This is a genomic window from Noviherbaspirillum autotrophicum, assembly GCF_000818395.1.
GTDB classification, from domain to species: Bacteria; Pseudomonadota; Gammaproteobacteria; order Burkholderiales; family Burkholderiaceae_D; genus Noviherbaspirillum; species Noviherbaspirillum autotrophicum.
Genome location: NZ_JWJG01000004.1, coordinates 1 through 17,687, shown reverse-complemented (window position 1 = coordinate 17,687; position 17,687 = coordinate 1). Strand labels below are relative to the sequence as shown.

General features: G+C 56.7%; 20 protein-coding genes. 9 read left to right on the top strand and 11 right to left on the bottom strand.

Going from position 1 to position 17,687, the window contains the following annotated elements:
• Nucleotides 1-226: 226 nt before the first annotated feature.
• On the top strand, nucleotides 227-1,492 hold the full coding sequence (locus TSA66_RS00420; protein WP_040038531.1) for an IS110 family RNA-guided transposase: 1,266 nt from the start codon (nucleotides 227-229) through the stop codon (nucleotides 1,490-1,492).
• Between the two features lie 451 nt (nucleotides 1,493-1,943).
• Here TSA66_RS00420 and TSA66_RS00415 read toward each other — a convergent pair whose 3' ends face one another.
• On the bottom strand, nucleotides 1,944-2,540 hold the full coding sequence (locus TSA66_RS00415) for a hypothetical protein (protein ID WP_040038530.1): 597 nt from the start codon (nucleotides 2,538-2,540) through the stop codon (nucleotides 1,944-1,946).
• A gap of 54 nt (nucleotides 2,541-2,594) precedes the next feature.
• The gene (pal, locus tag TSA66_RS00410) at nucleotides 2,595-3,110 is read right to left on the bottom strand and encodes a peptidoglycan-associated lipoprotein Pal (protein ID WP_040038529.1); all 516 of its coding nucleotides are present in this window, start codon (nucleotides 3,108-3,110) and stop codon (nucleotides 2,595-2,597) included.
• Nucleotides 3,111-3,271: 161 nt separating this feature from the next.
• Here pal and TSA66_RS00405 point away from each other — a divergent pair, with 161 nt between their 5' ends.
• The 4 genes from TSA66_RS00405 to TSA66_RS00390 all read left to right on the top strand — a co-directional run bounded on the left by TSA66_RS00405 (nucleotide 3,272) and on the right by TSA66_RS00390 (nucleotide 5,648).
• Nucleotides 3,272-3,889 (top strand): sigma-70 family RNA polymerase sigma factor, encoded by a 618-nt coding sequence (locus TSA66_RS00405; RefSeq protein ID WP_232429358.1) that lies wholly within the window; start codon nucleotides 3,272-3,274, stop codon nucleotides 3,887-3,889.
• The gene (locus TSA66_RS00400; protein WP_040038528.1) at nucleotides 3,886-4,737 is read left to right on the top strand and encodes a hypothetical protein; all 852 of its coding nucleotides are present in this window, start codon (nucleotides 3,886-3,888) and stop codon (nucleotides 4,735-4,737) included. The genes TSA66_RS00405 and TSA66_RS00400 overlap by 4 nt, the downstream gene beginning before the upstream one ends.
• 102 nt (nucleotides 4,738-4,839) lie before the next feature.
• On the top strand, nucleotides 4,840-5,061 hold the full coding sequence (locus TSA66_RS00395) for a hypothetical protein (protein WP_157691531.1): 222 nt from the start codon (nucleotides 4,840-4,842) through the stop codon (nucleotides 5,059-5,061).
• Complete coding sequence (locus TSA66_RS00390) at nucleotides 5,049-5,648, top strand: hypothetical protein (RefSeq protein ID WP_040038526.1); 600 nt, start codon at nucleotides 5,049-5,051, stop codon at nucleotides 5,646-5,648. Before TSA66_RS00395 ends, TSA66_RS00390 begins: the two co-directional genes overlap by 13 nt.
• Nucleotides 5,649-5,731: 83 nt before the next feature.
• Here TSA66_RS00390 and TSA66_RS26625 read toward each other — a convergent pair whose 3' ends face one another.
• Nucleotides 5,732-5,869, bottom strand: a complete 138-nt coding sequence (locus tag TSA66_RS26625) for a hypothetical protein (protein ID WP_157691530.1) — start codon at nucleotides 5,867-5,869, stop codon at nucleotides 5,732-5,734.
• Between TSA66_RS26625 and TSA66_RS00385 the strand changes: the two genes are divergently transcribed.
• From TSA66_RS00385 to TSA66_RS00370, 4 genes are all read left to right on the top strand, one after another.
• Entirely contained in the window at nucleotides 5,868-6,551 is a 684-nt protein-coding gene (locus tag TSA66_RS00385) for a hypothetical protein (RefSeq protein ID WP_040038525.1), read from the top strand. The genes TSA66_RS26625 and TSA66_RS00385 overlap by 2 nt on opposite strands.
• 46 nt (nucleotides 6,552-6,597) lie before the next feature.
• Nucleotides 6,598-7,353, top strand: coding sequence for a peptidylprolyl isomerase (locus tag TSA66_RS00380; protein WP_040038524.1), 756 nt, complete (start codon nucleotides 6,598-6,600; stop codon nucleotides 7,351-7,353).
• Nucleotides 7,354-7,518: 165 nt separating this feature from the next.
• Nucleotides 7,519-8,592: a DUF6531 domain-containing protein gene (locus TSA66_RS00375; protein ID WP_040038523.1), complete on the top strand. Its 1,074-nt coding sequence runs from the start codon at nucleotides 7,519-7,521 to the stop codon at nucleotides 8,590-8,592.
• Nucleotides 8,593-8,788: 196 nt separating this feature from the next.
• Complete coding sequence (locus tag TSA66_RS00370; protein ID WP_040038522.1) at nucleotides 8,789-9,574, top strand: hypothetical protein; 786 nt, start codon at nucleotides 8,789-8,791, stop codon at nucleotides 9,572-9,574.
• Nucleotides 9,575-9,650: 76 nt separating this feature from the next.
• Here the strand turns inward: TSA66_RS00370 and TSA66_RS00365 are convergent, their stop codons facing one another.
• The 8 genes from TSA66_RS00365 to TSA66_RS00335 form a co-directional block, all read right to left on the bottom strand.
• Complete coding sequence (locus TSA66_RS00365) at nucleotides 9,651-10,361, bottom strand: hypothetical protein (protein WP_157691529.1); 711 nt, start codon at nucleotides 10,359-10,361, stop codon at nucleotides 9,651-9,653.
• Between the two features lie 86 nt (nucleotides 10,362-10,447).
• Entirely contained in the window at nucleotides 10,448-11,095 is a 648-nt protein-coding gene (locus TSA66_RS00360; RefSeq protein WP_040038520.1) for a tetratricopeptide repeat protein, read from the bottom strand.
• A gap of 32 nt (nucleotides 11,096-11,127) precedes the next feature.
• Nucleotides 11,128-12,558: a hypothetical protein gene (locus tag TSA66_RS00355; protein WP_040038519.1), complete on the bottom strand. Its 1,431-nt coding sequence runs from the start codon at nucleotides 12,556-12,558 to the stop codon at nucleotides 11,128-11,130.
• Between the two features lie 74 nt (nucleotides 12,559-12,632).
• The gene (locus TSA66_RS00350; RefSeq protein WP_040038518.1) at nucleotides 12,633-12,947 is read right to left on the bottom strand and encodes a hypothetical protein; all 315 of its coding nucleotides are present in this window, start codon (nucleotides 12,945-12,947) and stop codon (nucleotides 12,633-12,635) included.
• Complete coding sequence (locus tag TSA66_RS26620) at nucleotides 12,944-13,237, bottom strand: hypothetical protein (RefSeq protein WP_157691528.1); 294 nt, start codon at nucleotides 13,235-13,237, stop codon at nucleotides 12,944-12,946. The genes TSA66_RS00350 and TSA66_RS26620 overlap by 4 nt, the downstream gene beginning before the upstream one ends.
• Before the next feature lie 21 nt (nucleotides 13,238-13,258).
• Entirely contained in the window at nucleotides 13,259-13,774 is a 516-nt protein-coding gene (locus tag TSA66_RS00345) for a hypothetical protein (protein WP_040038517.1), read from the bottom strand.
• Nucleotides 13,775-13,793: 19 nt separating this feature from the next.
• Nucleotides 13,794-14,105, bottom strand: coding sequence for a hypothetical protein (locus tag TSA66_RS00340; RefSeq protein WP_040038516.1), 312 nt, complete (start codon nucleotides 14,103-14,105; stop codon nucleotides 13,794-13,796).
• Complete coding sequence (locus tag TSA66_RS00335; protein ID WP_040038515.1) at nucleotides 14,102-16,948, bottom strand: VIT domain-containing protein; 2,847 nt, start codon at nucleotides 16,946-16,948, stop codon at nucleotides 14,102-14,104. The genes TSA66_RS00340 and TSA66_RS00335 overlap by 4 nt, the downstream gene beginning before the upstream one ends.
• Between the last annotated feature and the right edge of the window lie 739 nt (nucleotides 16,949-17,687).

The window sequence follows — 17,687 nt, the reverse complement described above, 5'->3', positions numbered from 1 at the left end:
CTGGCAGGTAGCTGTCAGTGAAGTCAGGACATGCACTGGGGAATTACGAATAGTCGACCCAAACACATGATGTTTGCCGCTTTGGTTTCGAATTCCCCGGTGCGCCTGGGTTCGTCAACGAATACTCAGGGCGTGCCGCTTCGCCGGCTCTCTATATTGGCTTCGCAGAGCCCAGCTTGCATGTCTGTTTCCCCTACCCATCACAATCCCCTTCCAGGAGGTGATGATGAAGCATTCATCTTCCCCAAACAACCCGGCTTTCAGTGCCTATGTCGGCATTGACTGGGCTGATCGCAAACACGATTTCTGCCTGCAAGCTGCGGATTCAACGCGGCGTGAATCCGGCATCTTCGAACACTCGCCGCAGGCCATCGCTCATTGGGCCAACACCTTGCATCAGCGGTTTCGCGGCCGCATTGCGGTCTGTGTCGAGCTTGCGCGCGGCCCCCTGGTATCTGCCCTGCAGCGCCATGATTTCCTGGTGCTGTTTCCCGTGCATCCATCAACGTTGGCCACGTACCGTCAGGCGTTTGTTCCCAGTCGCGCCAAGGATGACCCGGGCGACGCCGAACTTGCGCTGGAGATTTTGCTGCGCCATCCCGAGCGATTGCATCCGATTGCACTGCAGAGTACCGACATGCGCGCGCTCGCAGCGCTAGTGGAGGCACGCCGGGGCCTGGCTGAGCAAACGCTGCGCATCACAAACCAGCTCGTCAGCACACTCAAGCAATATTATCCGCAAGTACTAGACTGGTTTGAAGACCGTAATACGCGTTTGTTCTGCGACTTCCTGACCCGCTGGCCGACTCTATTGCATGTCAAGCGGGCACGACGCGTAACACTGGAGGAATTCTTCCATCAGCATTCAGTACGCCGTGGCTATCTCATTGACAGGCGCATTGAGGGAATCAAGGTCGCCACGTCGTTGACGAACGATCCTGCTATCGTGGGCCCGGCGCGGCTGATGATGCACACCCTGGTGGCGCAGTTGCGCGTCCTGCTGGACTCCCTGCAGCAGTATGACAGCGAAATCGACGCGACCGCCCGGCGTCTGCCGGATTACGACTTGTTTGCCAATTTGCCGGGGGCAGGCCACATTCAGGCACCGAGGCTCATGGTGGCGTTCGGTGAAGATCGTGGTCGCTACAACAGTGCGGCACAACTGCAACAGTATGCGGGTATTGCCCCGGTGATCGAGCGAAGCGGCAACAAGTGCTGGGTGCATTGGCGCATTGCCTGTCCGACGTTTCTGCGGCAAAGCTTCGTGGAATGGGCCGGTTCGACCATTCCACGTTCCTATTGGGCAGGCGCGTACTACCAGCAGCAACGTCAGAAGGGAAAGCCACATGCGATGGCCGTTCGTGCGCTTGCGATCAAGTGGATCCGTATCCTGTATCGCTGCTGGAAGAACCGTACCCCGTATGACGAGACCCGATACCTGAAAGCACTCCAGCAGCACGGCTCGCGTCTGGTCAACTCTGCGCCACTTTAATCGCCGGTTTCCTTACTGAGTAGAGGTATGTTCCGCCACCGGGTCAAGGGCAGGCTGCTAATGCAGCCTGGCGCAGCGCACCCTTGATGCGGTGAAGGAACTCCACACTTCAGATTTGCCAACGGCTTGGCATGCCGAGCCGTTGGCTTGCTAACTTGCGTTCCTCTGATGGGAAAACCCGTGAAAAACCCTTGACGGACCGGCTCAGGGCACGAAGTGGAAGTGGCGCCTTCCGGAAAGTAGCCATTCAACATGCGGTTGACCGAAGCTTGCATATAGGTTTCGAATAACAAGCAGACAGCACTTGTTCCCACTATCCAAGGGCTGTTTCATCCCCTCAAGTACATCTTTATGTCGTGGCGCTTAGGTGGCGCAGCTCCCGCCGCCGGCGGAAAACACAGGGTTTCAGTGAGCAGACTGCGTTTGAAGCCACTTGCGCCAGCAAGGATGTTTACTCGTCGGTTTGGAATGTCTGATACTTCGCACAAAAACGCGAATACGTGCCTTCCTGGCACAACTGCTGCAAGTCCTGTCGACGCACCTGTGAAAACGCACAATGTTGCACTTGGTAGAGCACCCCAGCGCCATATGGCTCAGACAATCGAGCGAAATTGTCGATTTTCTTTTTTAGCTGGGCTGATGCCTCACTCAGTTCACCTTCGGCCTGAGCAAGGCGTTCCGTGCTGCCATTGCTCAGCATTGCCTGGATTGCGCGCTTGCGTGCGGCGAGCCTGGCTTCTTCCGCCCGTAGTGCCGCCTCCTCGGCATCGAGCTCCTCTTGCTGCGTCGTTAGCATGGCATCACGCTCGGCACAATCACGTAGCTGCAGGACCGTCGGCAGATGCTCACGATATGCCTGTTCGGGCGCTTGTTGCGCTTGTTTCCGGTCTCGTCTTATGGCGGTGCTTGGTCCGACTTGCTCGCCTGCGTCATCCAGCGCGATACAGGTGGCGACGAAACCTGATTTGTCTTGCTCTGCATTACCGGCAAGAGCCATGCTGGTAGCAACCAACAGCATCACCGTAACGACCTGTCCACCTTTTAACATTTCTGTCCTTAATCATGAGCCGAAGCGCACGAAATAGCGAAAGAGACTCTCGTTCTATTCACTGAAATACTTAATATCCACGCGCCGGTTTTCGGCCCAAGCAGCCTCATCGTTACCTTCCGCCTTGGGTTGCTCCGCGCCGTAGGAAATAACTTCCATTTGCTTCTCGCCGACGCCGTAAAGAGAGAACACCTTATGCACTGATTCTGCCCTCCTTTGCCCCAGTGCGACGTTATACTCCCGGCCGCCGCGTGCATCCGTGTTGCCGATAACATAGACTTTGATTTCCCTATGGTTGGCCAGATATTTCGCGTGCGCCTCGACCAGCGGCCTGAATTCATCCTTGATCACGTACTGGTCGAAATCGAAATAAACACTGCGCTTGGCGAGAATGCTGGCCGGATCATCATGCTCTTTTCGCTGAGATTCCGGATTCATGCAGCAAGTCGGGTGCGGTTCGGGGCGTGCCCTGCGGTTGTCGGCGGTGCCGTCGTCCTTGATGGTGGGTGAACTGCACGCTGACAGCAACAACATGGCTGAGATGACGGAAAAAGCTTGAATCTTGCGCATTGAAGTCTCCTTAGTATTCGCATTCGCTCCGTTCCGAAGCAATTGAAAGCGCGGACCGCACGCGGGGCGGTGCTGCCTTTACCGCGTCGCCGCCCATAAGATATGCAACGTCGCACCAAGGCAACCGGGGTTAAACATGTACGTTGCCGATAGGATACATCTTGGCTACACTAGGCGCCATGTCTGCCGACCTATCCGACGAAGCCCTGATGCTGCGCTATTGCGAAGGCGATCTGCCGGCTTTCAAGGAGCTCTATCGGCGTCACAGCCGTGGTCTGTACGGTTTCCTGGCATGGCGTTCGCCGCGCAGGGAATGGGTGGACGAAATCGCACAGGATAGCTGGGCCAGCTTGCACCATGCCCGCTCCCGTTACCAGCCGCGGGCAAGTTTTCGCACCTACCTGTACCAGATCGCCCGCAACCGCTTGATCGACCTGCTGCGCCAGCAGCAGGAGCTGTTGGCCGGCGACCTCGGCATGGATAGCGACGGCGGAAGCTCGTTCGAACACTTGGCCGATGCGGGGCAAGACCATGTATCGCCGGAATCAATGCTCGAATCGAAACAATTGGCTGCAGACCTGCACGCGGCAATCCGTGCCCTGCCGGCCGACCAGAGGGAAGCACTGATTCTGCAACAGTTCAACGGCATGAGCCTGGATGAGATCGCCGAGCTTTGCGCCGTCCCGGCGGAAACGGTCAAGAGCAGGCTGCGCTATGCGATGCGCAAATTGCGGCAGCATTTCACCCAAGGGCAGGCTGTCCAGGAGGAACGGGCATGACGGGCAAGGATCAGTTCGACGACGAGTTCGAGGCCTTCCTGCATGGTCGGGATGATCTGTCGCGTCACTTGCGAACGTTGGCGCAGCCGGAACCGCCGGCGGAGTTGGATGCCGTGATACTGGCCAGAGCGGAAGCCGACCTGGCGCATTCCGCCGCCAATGACCCTGTCATGCCCGATGAAGCTGGCCGTGCGCAGCCGGGATTCCTGAGGCGTTGGCGTGCCCCGCTTGCGATGGCGGCGAGCGTGGTGTGTGCATTCCTGTTGCTACTGCGCTGGCAAACGCATTCTGAAGCCCCTGCACCGCTGGTTGTCGCGCAAGTTTCACCGCCGCCGGCCGTCGAGGCGCCACCGACACGGCAACCGGCGGCAATGCCCCCGGCGCAATCGGCTGCGCGCGGCGCTCTTGGCGAAAAGCCGCCTGCGGCAAAGCCACAGCCGGCAGTCCAGCGCCAGGCCGGGACATCGGTGGCCGATCCGCAAGTTGCACCTAAACCCGATGCCGGCCGCGACACCGCGATGGCCCCCGTCCAGATCGCCCAAGCAGACACGCTGGAAACCATCCCACGGGCGGGCATCATGGCGGCCCCCGCACGCGCGCCAACTCCGGCCGCCGTGCCGGGACACTCGCCGGCCGCCGATACGACAGCTATCGCGGCCCCCCCCTCCCCTTCGTCCGACCCGGAAAAGGCGAAGGCATGGGTAGCGCTGATCGAGGAATTGCTGAAGGCCGATTTGCGGCAAGATGCCCTGACCGAATGGGACAAATTCCGCAAGGCTTATCCGCAGTATCCGGTCCCGGGGAAGCTTGAAGCGCACATCGAGGCACTGCAAAAACAACCACGCTGATCTTGCATTTTTAACCCCGTTGCTCCGGCCTGATCGTTCAATCAGGCACACCCTCATGCGAGGGTGCGGAAGGTTTTTGATCGATTGATGAAGAGGGGGATCATGTCACGCGCGTGGAAAGTTCTGACCGTGCTGAGTCTGGTGCTGAACGGTGTGTGCCTGCTGTATCTGTACGCTATCAGTCATCCCAATCCTTACAGCTCGCAGTATTACGAAACCGAGCAGGTCAAGCTGGAATTGCGCCAGCTGAGGAATGGGCTTTGCGAGCTGCGCGCTTCGAGGACGCCCCAGGCTGGGCAAGGAGAAAAAGCGTGTGCGTCGTGAGGCTGAACTGGATCAGCATCGCCGCCGTGCTGCTGGCCGGTTGCGGCGGCGCCCCCGATTTTGTCTACGAGCCGCCGGCTTCCTATCGTGTTCCGTTGTCTGCCGATATCCAGGGCGTCTGGGCGCGCGAAGGCAAGGACAATGGCGAGCGGGCCCGCGTCAGCGCCCTGGCGGACGGCATGCTGCGTATCGACTTTTTCAGCACCCGGCCGGATGCCAGGCATATTCCCGATACGCCGCTGATCGCGCGGGCGCTGCGTTTCGACAATACCGACTGGCTGCTGGTCGACAGAAACAGGCTGAGCGCCTTGCAACATAGCCAGTACACAGGAAGTGCGCCTTACCGCTTGATCAAGTATGCGCTGGAAGGAGATAACCGCCTGTGCGGCATCGAACCGAGCGCCAGCCTGTTCGCCGCAGCCATCGATGCCGGTAAGTTGGAAGGCAAGGTGGAGCGCTATGCCGGGCCCTTCATGCACGTTACGGTCACGTCGCCTGGCGAGGGGTGGGTGAAATGGTGGAGTGAATTGCCGGCCTCCGAAAAGATGTTTGCGCAGCCCGTGTTTTGTTTTCAGCGGGTCGATTGATATACCGAAGGCCAGTCGAAAAATACAAATATTCACACTATTCCTCATCAGAGAAAAACTTCCGTGAAACCGTCCCTGTACTCTTATCCTCGATCGACTACTTCAGCCGTGTCTTCAATGGCTGCGTTGTTGTTCGCCTCTCTGCTTTCGACGGCGGCATCACCAGCCTCGGCGTGCATAGGAAAACCGGTCTTCAACCCGAATGCCGAATCGCGCTTCATGGATTTCCCTGACAAGTCAGTCCGGTTTGCCAGCAGTCGTGCGGAATTCAATCAGGACGACATCTTGTACATCCTGGTGCCGGACAACGCCAAGGTCGATACCAACAATGGCGATGCAACGCTGAATCGCATCGTCGATATACATGTTCTGGAATCGCCGCAGTTCCGAGAACGCGCTCCGCAATCGCTCATCAGCGGAGCGATGGTGGCACTCCAGGATGGTAAACAAGGCTATGCATGGCGGGCGTTCCAGGCAAGGCACGGCAAGACCACGCTGACTGTCGATATCGACGGCAAGAAAATAGCGCTGAATGTCGAGGTCCAACCCTACATTGCGCCTGCTCCCGAACCGGTAAAGGTGCCGCTGGAAAAAGCGACGCGCGAAAGCCCCTTCGGGATGCGAGCCGGCCAGGAGTTTGAATTCACCCTGCCGGGCGAGCTTGCGGCCGGATGGTCGGTCGACGGCCTCAAGGGAAACGGCGTGACACTGAAAAGCCTGACGCAGCTACAGCCTGCCATCGGGAGTGCTGAGCCAGCGCAGCCCAGGGTCAGGCTGGTATTCGATGCTTCAGGCAGCAATTATTCCAGCGTGCCGCAACGCTTGTCGATCCGGCGCGGCGGGGCATTCGTCGGCGAGACTTTCGAACTCTACCTGGTCTTTTATCCGATTCCGACGTGCTGAATTATCACTCGAAAAATTGTAGAAACCCTTTAGAAAAGGAATGAACATGGAATCTCAATGGATCTCAGCCACGCGCAGGGCATACCTGGCATTGGCAATGACGCTGGCTGCAACCCATGCTTGGGCTGAGAACGTGGCCGAATACAATTTTCGAGCCATCATCGCTAAAGACAAGGCCGCGATCGACCAAATTCAAGACAAGCTCAATGCAGGCGCTGACTTTGGCAAGTTGGCGATGGAAAGCAGTATCGACCGCAATTCTGCCAAGGACGGCGGGCTGATGAAGTACGCACGAGTGAGCTCGCTGCAGAGCGCTGTTGCTGCTGAACTCGAAAGCCTGAAGCCTGGACAACGTAGCGCCAAGCCGCGAAACTCCCCGTTCGGCTGGTTTGTCATCAAGCTTGAATCAGTCACAATGGTCGAGGATGACACCGCCCAACGCATACAGGCCCACAAGGAAAGAGGCGAGAAAATCCGACTTGATCGTGAGCGGCAAGAGAAGGCCAGGGCGGAGTATGAAGAAGCCCAAGCCAGATTTGAAGAGGACAAAGCCAAGTTTGAGTCCTGCGCGCGCAGGGCCGCCGATCTCGAAGGCGAAAACGACGAGCTCAATCGCAGAATCAAGATGTATAACGTGGGTGCTGAATATAACGTATCCGAGCTGCGCTCGGACCAGGCACGTTTGAAACGCAAGGTATCCAGCTTTGAACACGATTGTTCTGAAGTCGCGTACAACGATGAAATTGCGAAGGTGTGCTCGCATCCCGCCTACCAAAGCCGCTGGTGCAGCGCGTTCAGATGACGTCGGCAGAAGAGAATCCGGTGAAGCGGTGGAGCGGGCGATCCGCATCCCCGATTTCATGCTGCCACTGCTCAGGCTCCAGAAGGCGACCTACAAATTGATATGGCAGAATTTTCTTTCCGAGCATCCGCTTAACTACTTTAACTACTACAGAAGAAGACTCTTATGATCCGGCGAAATTTACTTCTTGTTAGCCTCTTTTTCACTTCAATCAACGCTTCCTGGGCTGAGCCGCCCAAAGTGGTTGAAATTCCAGACGGCAGCTTTTACGTTGTCAAAGGCGTCAACGTACGTAACGGTAATTTCTCAATCACCTTTAAGACCTCGGCCGACAATAACGACCCTTCCGGCATCCCCTTCGACCGAATCTACAACTCCAAATCCGAACATCAAGGATCGTATGGATTGGGCTGGGGTACAGCGATGGACAATACCGTTTCTTTTCTCACCGACGGTGATTTGGTGATCCAGGAAAATGGTACGGGCGCTTTCACGCATTACCGTCTCAAAGACGATAGCCCAGGGCAGGCGTATGTAAGCACAGAAGCCGTCAATAAGCGCTATTTGACCGAGGCCGAAAACCAGGCGCGCGCCGCCAAGGAGCAATTGCGGCAAGCTCTTGTCAAGAAGGGCACGATTCCAGACCAGAGCCCCATCGAGCCGCTGTCCTTGGGGCCGATCCCGGACCGCTCGGTATTCGTAGTTGAAGGCGCTTTCAAGGGCGACATCTGCCGCGAGAACAGCCAGATCCGTCGTGAAGGCGATCGCATGATCCGCGTTTTTGGAAACCAATGCCCGACCGCCAGCGAAACTTACACGCTAAAAGGTGCGTTAGTCCATGTGGAAAGCCGCCAGACTCGTACCGGCGCATCGCTCAACGTCACCAGGGATCCAAAGACCACGCTGATTACCTCGGTCACCGATGAAAAGGGAAAAGTCACGCGCTTCCGATATGACGCTAAAAGGCGTCTTGTCTGGCAGGAGTTTCCTTCCGGGGAAACGGAAAAATTTGAGTACGACGATCATGACAACATGACTGCAATCATCTATCTCGATGACAGCAAGCAGACCATTGCCTATGATGCGCAGGATCGGGTGCTTTCTGTCACTCCGCGCAGAGGCCCAGCCGCAAGCTTTGATTATCTCCCGGACCCTTATGATCCGAGCATTTCAATTACACGTGTAACGATCTCGGAGGGTAATCAAAAGGAGGTCGTCGTTTTCAAGCTACTCAATTGAACGCCTTGAAATAAATGGCGTTCAAGAGGGCCGCGGTATGAAAATCTTTAATTGGATTCTTTAAGATGAAAGAGCGAGTTCCAATTTGAGAAAATGGTGGCGAGCGAGGCCGTACGCCCACACGAGTCATCAACAGTAAAAGCTCACTTGTGAAACGCTTCCAATACTTTTTTATCTGTGCTCGAAGGACTCAACCATGCCTGCCTTGGCTGCATGGTTGCTCGCATTACTGATCTTGACTGCAGCATCATCCGTTTCGGCCTGTATCGATAAGCCCAGGATCAACCTGCAGCCGCAATCAGACTTCGTGGATGCCTCCGACAAAACCATCCGCTTTGGTCGCGGCAAAGTGGATCAGAATCAGGATGACATGCTGTATATCCTGCTGCCGAAGAGCGCCAAAGTCGACACCGGCAACGTACCACTCAATCGCATCGTCGATATGCGCGTCCTGGATTCGCCACGATTCAGGGAGCTCGCACCGATACTTGCAATGGAAGCGATGGTGCCTCTTCAAAATAGCAGGAATGGCTATACCTGGTGGGCGTTTCGGGCCATGGGTGGTATTACGATCCTGACCACGGATATAGGGGCAAAGAGAACGGCGACAAATATCAATGTCAGATCCCACATTCCGCCTGCTCCTGAACCGATAAAGATCTCGCTGGAGAAAGCCACGCAGGAAAACCTGTTCGATATGACAGCAGGCCAGGCATTTGAGATCACCTTGCCCGGTGAGCTTGCTGACGGATGGAATGTTGATAACCTCAAGGAAACTGGGGTGACGCTGAAAAGCCTGACGCAGGCGTCATCTGTCGTCGGTGCGGGGGGATCATCCCAGCCCGGTGCCAGGCTGCTATTCGAAGCATCGGGCAACAGTGCTTCCAGTAGCCCGCGATACCTTTCGCTCAGGCACGGCGGAAAATTCAGCGGCGAGAACTTTAATATCTGTCTGGTCTTTTATTCGGTTCCGGCATGCTGACGGCTGATTCAAGATCCTGTGCAGATATTCGATATGGTAAATGCACGAGCCGCACGCAAGCCCCCTGCCTTGCCGATTAGCGCTTCTCTTGCCGTTCTTTCTTCAAAAACCAGTTTGAACGGGTGTCGGCATAACAGGTCACATCCCAGTTATTTCCCGATTCGGTGTGATCGCATCTGCAATTGGTGAAAGAAGCCCACGGCCCTTCTTCGTTCATGAAGCGGCTTTTAAGCTGCGGGCAAATTTTGTCTGCCATTTCTTCCATTGAAAAACTGGGAGCGTCGTCGTAGAAGTACCCGCCGTCGACCTTATGCACCTTCACCCGATTGCGCGCGGAATACCCTGGGTATGCCATGGGAAGTGTGTGCCAATTGGCATCGATCTGAGCTTGGCGCTCACTTGCTTTCCTTGACTCGGCTTCTTTCTGCTGTTTTATTTTTTCAATCTCAAGGCTGCGCTTTTCCACTGCATTCAAGGTCTCTAACGCTTCTCGATAGAATTTTCCTTTGGTGCCGGTTTCGTTCAAATACCTTTCAAGCATGCGCCTGCCTTTCTCGATATCGTCCATCTTGAACAGGGCATATCCATAATGGTAGTAAAACGTATCAGGAAGCTTGGTGCCGAGTTTCTCCGCTTTTGCAAGGCTTGCCGTGGCTTGCGCATAATCATTCGCATCCAGCGCCGTCTTGGCTTGCAACAGCAGACGGTCGGCTTCGATTTCAGGCGCGAGCGCCAAGGCCACCGCCGAAAATGAGAGCGCAACCAGCAACAAGCCGATGCGTTTCATGAGCGCTTCCTTCTTCACCCAGTTTTGACCTTTGTTCACTTGCGTCTGCCGCCATCGAAGACGGTAACGCCAAACTCGCTTTTACCTTATCGTTGCGGCTTGCTCGGAGCGGTGTAGCGTTTGTTGCACCACGTGTTGGGAGCTTCATTAAATTCCCAGACCCGCTTGGATGCAGACTCGGCAGCTTCCAATAGCGCTTTTGAGCCGCTCATGCCGTCCATGCAACCATACTTGCCATAATTCTGGCATTTTTGCCATGCTCTTTCCTTACGGTCTTCTAACTCTTTTCTGTAGTCATCGTACTCTTGGGTTTTGCAATTCCGCATATTGGCCTCATAGCGGTTTTGCTCCTGCGTATACTTCGCCATCGCGTCCGTATAGGCTTTTTCCGCTTTCGTCCATTCGAGGTCGGCCTGGTTGAAACCTTCCAGGGCTTCCCGATAAAACTTACCTCGCGTCCCCGTTTGGTTCAGATATTGTTCATAAGCGGCACGCGCCTTTTCCCACTTCTTGGCACCGCTATACGCTTTGCCAAAATGAAAATAAAAGGTATCAGGCATTTTTACGTTCAGCACCGCCGCTTTTTCAAAACTCTGGATCGCAATCTCGTAATCATTGGCATCCAGTGCCGTCTTGGCTTGCAACAAAAGCCGGTCCGCTTCGATTTGGGGCGGAAGTGCCCACGCGTTGGTGGACAAGATCAAGGCGAACAATATCGAGGTCAGGTGTTTCATGGTTTTGGCCTTCATTCAGCAAGAGTGTCAATCTAATCTAGGATGCTGTTGGTAATCGACGATCCGGTTTTCGAACGCTGATTCCATTCCTTCTGCATCAGCTTGCGCGCATCTTTTTCCGTCGGTCCTTTGGTGCGTACCTGTTCATTGGTACACTCGTTTAAATTATTGAAGTTTTTCGGGTTACATGTCTGGCGCACGTTTTTCTCGCATTGGCGGTAATGCTTCTGCTGTTCGTAGTAGGGCTCGCAGCGAGTCCTGATCGGATCCCACTTCGCATGCCATTCGCGTGCCTCCTTTTCTCGTTCCTCTTTCCTCCGACGTGCTATTCCCTCTCTGCACTTTTCATCACAATCACTAGTGACAAGGTACAGGTCGGGAACCTCATTGCCACCGCGCGCCGTATTACATTCACCCTCGCTTGTGCCTGCTGGCGGCTGCGGACGCGGGCATTGCGCGCGTACGTAACAGGCATCAATATCGCGCAAAATGTCCTGGCAGGCTGCCTCGGCCGTGCGGCGATAGCTGGCGGTTTCTTGCGCGAGTTTTTTCCGGATCGCGGTTCGCTCAGTGCTTTCGTCCAGCAAGTCGTGAATGCTCTCTGGCGGACGCCTGCCTGCGCCATCCAGCACGCTGGCGCCGAGCCCGGGTGCCGATGGTTCCTTTTCCTTGTTTTGCGCCTTGTTGCCCGCGGCTTCCTTATCCTGTTTTGCCGCGTCCTTTTTGTCCTTCTCTTCCTGCTTCTGGCAAAACACAAATTTGGCGGCGGCACCGGGCTTGCTGCACAGCTTGTCGACCGCATCTTCCAGCATCGTCAATTCCGATACGCCGGACTCCGGGCAAAGTATCAAGTCTTGCAGGCTGTATATCCCCTGTTTGAAGGCATTCTGTGCCGTCTTAGCGTCCACTTTCCATTGTCCAGCCTCTGCAGGTTTGCACAGGTCATAATGCCCAAAGACGTCATCCCAGCTGGGGCTGCCCGGCACATTGAAGGAATGTTGCCCTCCCGGCCGCACAGCGGTGCCGGTATTGAAGCGGTGCCTGAAACCCAGCATATCGATGGTATGCGCTCCCGTCACATTGACTGAAGCATGGCCGTCGATATATAGCTCGATGAGGCCTGCCGCCTTCCGCAATTCCGGCGGCAGACTGTCGGGGCTGAACCATAGCCTGTCCCCCCGCTTGCGCTGGTCCCGGAACTGGATACTGGTCAGCTTCCAAGACAATGTGTAGTTGCCGACCGGTTCGCCCATCAGAGCCCACAGCTTCCAGTTGATCTGATAATCCGCGCATACTTTCTGCACGATGGCGGAATGGGTGTCGAAGCAATGTGTACCGTTGTTCCCCACGGGGACAAGCGTCCCTTGACCACCCGGTTCCTTGTCGGCGCACCAAGCGACCGTAGGAGCCAGCAAGCATGCGAACACGAACGCCAACAGGCGTTTGGCTCGATTCAGTGTCATTACAGGTGCTCCCCTTCTTTGGTCCCCGCCAAATTCGTCACTTTGGCAAATTATTTTATTCTGGGCAAATATATTTACTTCATCCCGGGCAAGACATACGCCGGCCGTTGCGGAATCGGTACCGGTTCGAAGCGGACGGCTCCGCCATTCGAGCCGTAATAGGGATCGCCGCGCCCCATTTCCTGAAAAGCCGCCCAGCAGCGGTTCTTCTCCTGCCGATATTCATGGCGACAGACGCCACCCGTATGGCGGTCGTGGCGGCAGGGCGCATAGCCGTTGTCGGCGTCGGCCAGGCAGGCGCGATAGTTCGCCTGCGACCAGGATTCGGCGCCGGCTACACTTATCCAGCACGCAAACAAGCAGACAGCGAGAATCCGCAGCATTTTCATTGCGCGTCCCTTCCTTGCCTGCGCTGTTCTTTGGCTCGCCTTTCTGCCTCGATCCTGCCAGTGTCCGCCCGATGCTCTTTCCTGACATTGTCATAGCAGGTGTCATTCAGCGAGCGGGCGGTATCCCAGCAATTGCCGTTCTTGTACCCAGGGCTTTGGTCGAGGCATCTCAATAGTGCCGAAGAAGCCATCTGATGGCAGTGCAGCAATTCATCGGAGGTTGGTGAGGCAAGTGCTGCCGGCGCCGCGCATGCCAGGACTGCAAGCAAATATGAGCGGATCAAAACCATGTTGTCGCTCCGGTCAGATGACTATTTCTCTTGTACTGCCTTTTCATGCAGCACCGCATCGAGCGCTTCGGCATGAAGGTGTCGCATGTGAGCGCCGTGGTTACTGGATAACAGCTCGAATGTCAGTGCGTCGTTCCGGTTGATGACGATCAGGGTCGGAAAGCCGGTCAGGCGCGCCGAGTACTCGGACAGCACGATGCCGCTGCTGACCGGCTTGCCGTCGATGGCCAGCAGAAAGCAGTGATCCTGCAACCGCTGGGCGGATTCGATGCCGATGAAGCGCGCGGAATCCAGCGTCCAGCGTCCGTTGCTCCGATTCCAGGCAATGACGTCGCGCTCGGTCAGTGTCGGTGGCGTGGTCGGCAGCGGCATGGCCTGCAACCTGCCGGCAGAAGCCGGCGATGCCTCCAGGTCGCACTGGATGCCGCTGGTCGTACCGACCGGATCGGTGATCCACAGCGCCAGTCGTGCCGAGTCGGCAGCCGCTGCACTGGCCGCAAAGGCCAGGCCACCCAGAAATATAAGAATTTTTTTCATACTGGATTCTGTATGTCTGTCATGAGGAGGGTTCAATCAGGATGTGCAGCTCGCGCTTGTCCTGGATGCATTCACCGAACTTCACGTAGGTGCGGCTGGCGGCGTCCGTGCCGCGATAAGCGGCCTTGCCGCCGGTGTCGACGAAGCGCAGGTAATGTCCGTACAGGTCGACAATCACTGGCCCGTTGAGCAGTGCGACGCTCAACCGGTAATCGTCGCGTCCGGCATTGGCTGCATCCACCAGCACCCTACCCTCGTCATCGGTGACCCGCAACGTCACGGTGGGCGAGCGGCGCAGGACGCCGGCGAGCATGCGAGTCAACGTGATCATTTCGGCTTGACCTCGAATTCGCCAACGAAGACTGTGTTGCCGCGCTCCTTCAGCCGTAGCGTGATCATTTGGTCTTTCTCAGAAGGCGTTCCGAATCCGCTCGACAGCTTCACCTGAAGGGTCGTGGCGCCCGCAACAATCTGTTGGCGGGAACCGAAGAAATTCGCTTCGATCCGGTACTTGCCGGGCTTCGCCTCGCGCAGCGAAAACTCTTCCGGGCCGTAGCCGCCGGTGAAGTCGCGTGACATGCGCCCGCCCTGGTAGGTGAAGCGGTGCGCGTAATAGCACTTCTCGCCGTTGGGATCGGTCACCCATAGGTCCATGTCGCTGTTGTCGGCGTCCCAAGTCAGCACCGCGCGCAAATCGAGCGGCAGGTTCTTCAGGAAGCGGGCATCGATGCGGCTGGTGTCGAGCGCAGGCTGCGACGGAGCGGCGGCGATGATCGCGTTCATTTCCGCCAGCGCAATCAGCTCGATTTCGGCAAAACGCGCATCCCACGGACGCACCACCACTTCGTTCAGCTGGTCGATCGCCAGCTGGTAATGCTTGGCCGCTGCATGCGCAAGGCCGAGGTCGCGGAAGGATTGCGGCTCCTCTTCCGCCAGGTACTGCACCTTCTCGAATACCGGAATGGCGAGTTCGGGCGCGTCCGCCTGCAGCAGCCGGTAACCGAGGATGCGCAGCACATGGCGGTTTTCCAGGTCCATCTCGGCCAAGTTGGATAGCACGCGCAAGGCCAGGTCGCGCTGCCCCTTGTCGATCAGCATGTCGGCCGCGTCGAGATAGAAGGCGCTGCTATTGGCATATGAAGGCTTTTCATCCAGGTACACTTGATACAAAGTGTCGGCGCTGGCTGCAGTCATGCGGGCGATGTAGGGGGCGTCGGAGCGCCATTTTTTCAGGGAAATGCCGATGTCGGACGGCGCCGGCTCACGTGCCGTTGCTGTCGGCGATGCTGCCCGCTGCGCGCCGGCGGCATCACTTTGCCGGAGTAGTCCCATCACTGGCGCGGGAGCCGCCATTGCCACCGGCGCAGCTTGCCCCGGCATGGGCACGGCCTTGGTTTCAGCTTTTTGCGGCGGCTCACCCTTCGGATAGGCTTTTTCCCACCACGCCACTTTTTGCTCGAATTCTTGCAGCACGCGCTCCAAGTGCTTCTCGCGCTTGCTTGTCAGCTCGGCGCCGCGCAGCGCCTTCATCCGCTCATATGCCGTCAGATACTCGGACGGCGGCATGACGTCATAGCGCACGTAGTCTTCCAACCGGTCAAGCACGATCAGTGACGTTTCGCGAGTCGGCATGGCGAATTGGTTTCCCAGCCGGCGGATTGCCCCGCGGTTGACTTCAAAATCGGCTTCGAGCGCGTGCAACTTGGAGCTTGCCCATAAATAGGCAGCGAGCGCATGCGTCGGTGCCCCAGCTGACACAGCCAATGTCACATCTTTCGGCTGGCCTTGCTGGAGCACGGTCACTGTTAGCTTCGCGCTGCCGTTGATGAGCTTACCTGCTACGCGGAGCAATCCTTGCGGATCGGGGGAGTCGGCCAGCACCTCGGTTGCGCCTACAGCACTGATGTTACGGACATGAGCACCTTCCGTCAGCAGGGCTTGAGCGGCGGCGCCAGGCTTGTCCGGCAACACCTGAACCAGCCGGCCACCGCTGCGCTCGGCCAGCGCAGCCAGGCGGCCGGTGTCGGCGGCCAGCGAAGAATTGAGCGCGTATAGGCGCTGACCTGCGGCCAGTTCGGGGAATCGGCTCGCGCCATAGTTCAGCAAACCATCGCTCACCAGCAGATATTCCTCGACATCCGCTTGCGGCTGCCAACCAGCCAGCGCGCTGGCGCCGTCGTAGACGGTATTCTGCAATGCGTTGCGCAGCGCCTCCCAATTACCGTCGACGATATGGAAAACAGCAGTCGATTCGGCGCGGTCGCGCAATCTGGTCAGCCGCACTTCGGCATTGCCCACCGCCTTGAAATAGCGGTCGAGTTCCGCCAGTTCGGCATCACGCGCGCGTGCCGCGCCGGAGCCAGAGCTATCCCAGAGCAAACCGACGATCTTCGGCAGCGGCCGTGCTGCGCGTTTGGTCGAAACCGGAATTTCGGCGACGAAGTAAGTGTGGCCGTCGTGTTCCTGGATATAGGTCTGGGGCTGCACACTGGCTTGGGTAACGATGTTCAGCATGCCGCTCGGGGCGAAGCGACTTTTCGCCACGTGTGCCTGGTAGGTCGAGCCTTGTCTGCTGAAGCTTACGGCGCCGAGCGCACCGCTCACTTTCGGCACAGCTCCATTGCCATGAACTTTCAGCGTCAGATCGAACTCCTGCAATCGCTCGCCATACGCCAGCGGCAGGCGGTAGGACCAGTACATGCCATCGCGCGGCAGCGCTTCGGCATATTTCAGCTCCACCATGCGCGTGCCGAGCGCGGCAATCGGGTAAACCCGCAGCTTGAAATTGCTACCCTGAGTGTTTTCAAGGAGAGCCGGGTCGATATTGCGGCGCTCAATTGCTTCAAAAATCTGTCGGCCCTTGGCTTTTTCTACCGGCACGGCGGGACGCAACTTGCCATCGACATCGAGCGCAAAACCGGTAATTTGCTGCCCGGCCAGCAGCGGGAACTGCAAATGGCCTTCGAGCGGCCTCGGATTGGGGTTAAAGAACACCATTTGCACTGTGGTTTGTGCCATGCCGCCGCTGAGTTCGCCACTGATGCGCAAGCTTTGCAACTGGATTGGTTTTTCAGCATCGGCGCTTGCCATCAAACGAGTGGAGTCCGGGATGGATTGCGCAGATGTTATGGCACTAGCAAGCAGCAAAAATAAGGTAAATAGGCGAGAAACCATGCAATTCTCCAGAAATCCGGCACAGCCGACTTGCTAGATGAAACGAAAGCGACGAATAAATGGGGTTAAAAATGCTATGCAGTGCGAGGACTGTGCTCCATCATATCCACAATTGCACAATGGAAATAGATACTCATTGCAGTTTGGGCATCAAACGCGCTTTCGATGGGTTTGCCCACTCGGTTGGGCTCCATTTCTTAACGTCGCGAAGGCATGCCCGCTGTCCACTGCCATTGACGTATTTACAAGAACGAGAAGAAAGGCCAGCAATGTATGGGGCTAGCCGCAGCGCAGTGAAAACGACAACGATCAAAAAGCATGCGCTGGGAATCACTTTTGCAGTACGCGCGGCGCTGTCAACAAAACTGCTGTCCAGAATTCCCTATTAGTTATTGAACATCCGTTCTTGGGATAGTGACGCCACTTTGGAAGATCGTTTTTGGCCGATTCTGTTGAAAAACTCTCGAGAAATATTTATTTGCTATCGAAGCGAGTGCATTAGGTCAAGGGAGTAGCGCATTTTCCTGCTTTTCTATATGACTAATTCGTTTGACGAATCGTTATGGCAGCAATCTGCCTTGTCGGATATTTCTGGAAGGCTTTTTCAAATGTAAGGGACTTCCCCGTCCCGAAGCGACGTTGAAGTCGCAAGGCATCAAGTGCCAAGATTGAGGTGTCACCGTTCAATCTAACCAGGAGGGGAAGTCATGCACCAGCTTACTACCATCGGGATTGATCT

Coding starts and splice junctions, on each gene's coding strand:
- TSA66_RS00420 (WP_040038531.1), top strand. CDS start 227: ATGAAGCATTCATCTTCCCCAAACAACCCGGCTTTCAGTGCCTATGTC.
- TSA66_RS00415 (WP_040038530.1), bottom strand. CDS start 2,540: ATGTTAAAAGGTGGACAGGTCGTTACGGTGATGCTGTTGGTTGCTACC.
- pal (WP_040038529.1), bottom strand. CDS start 3,110: ATGCGCAAGATTCAAGCTTTTTCCGTCATCTCAGCCATGTTGTTGCTG.
- TSA66_RS00400 (WP_040038528.1), top strand. CDS start 3,886: ATGACGGGCAAGGATCAGTTCGACGACGAGTTCGAGGCCTTCCTGCAT.
- TSA66_RS00395 (WP_157691531.1), top strand. CDS start 4,840: ATGTCACGCGCGTGGAAAGTTCTGACCGTGCTGAGTCTGGTGCTGAAC.
- TSA66_RS00385 (WP_040038525.1), top strand. CDS start 5,868: ATGGATTTCCCTGACAAGTCAGTCCGGTTTGCCAGCAGTCGTGCGGAA.
- TSA66_RS26625 (WP_157691530.1), bottom strand. CDS start 5,869: ATGAAGCGCGATTCGGCATTCGGGTTGAAGACCGGTTTTCCTATGCAC.
- TSA66_RS00380 (WP_040038524.1), top strand. CDS start 6,598: ATGGAATCTCAATGGATCTCAGCCACGCGCAGGGCATACCTGGCATTG.
- TSA66_RS00375 (WP_040038523.1), top strand. CDS start 7,519: ATGATCCGGCGAAATTTACTTCTTGTTAGCCTCTTTTTCACTTCAATC.
- TSA66_RS00370 (WP_040038522.1), top strand. CDS start 8,789: ATGCCTGCCTTGGCTGCATGGTTGCTCGCATTACTGATCTTGACTGCA.
- TSA66_RS00365 (WP_157691529.1), bottom strand. CDS start 10,361: ATGAAACGCATCGGCTTGTTGCTGGTTGCGCTCTCATTTTCGGCGGTG.
- TSA66_RS00360 (WP_040038520.1), bottom strand. CDS start 11,095: ATGAAACACCTGACCTCGATATTGTTCGCCTTGATCTTGTCCACCAAC.
- TSA66_RS00355 (WP_040038519.1), bottom strand. CDS start 12,558: ATGACACTGAATCGAGCCAAACGCCTGTTGGCGTTCGTGTTCGCATGC.
- TSA66_RS00350 (WP_040038518.1), bottom strand. CDS start 12,947: ATGAAAATGCTGCGGATTCTCGCTGTCTGCTTGTTTGCGTGCTGGATA.
- TSA66_RS26620 (WP_157691528.1), bottom strand. CDS start 13,237: ATGGTTTTGATCCGCTCATATTTGCTTGCAGTCCTGGCATGCGCGGCG.
- TSA66_RS00345 (WP_040038517.1), bottom strand. CDS start 13,774: ATGAAAAAAATTCTTATATTTCTGGGTGGCCTGGCCTTTGCGGCCAGT.
- TSA66_RS00340 (WP_040038516.1), bottom strand. CDS start 14,105: ATGATCACGTTGACTCGCATGCTCGCCGGCGTCCTGCGCCGCTCGCCC.
- TSA66_RS00335 (WP_040038515.1), bottom strand. CDS start 16,948: ATGGTTTCTCGCCTATTTACCTTATTTTTGCTGCTTGCTAGTGCCATA.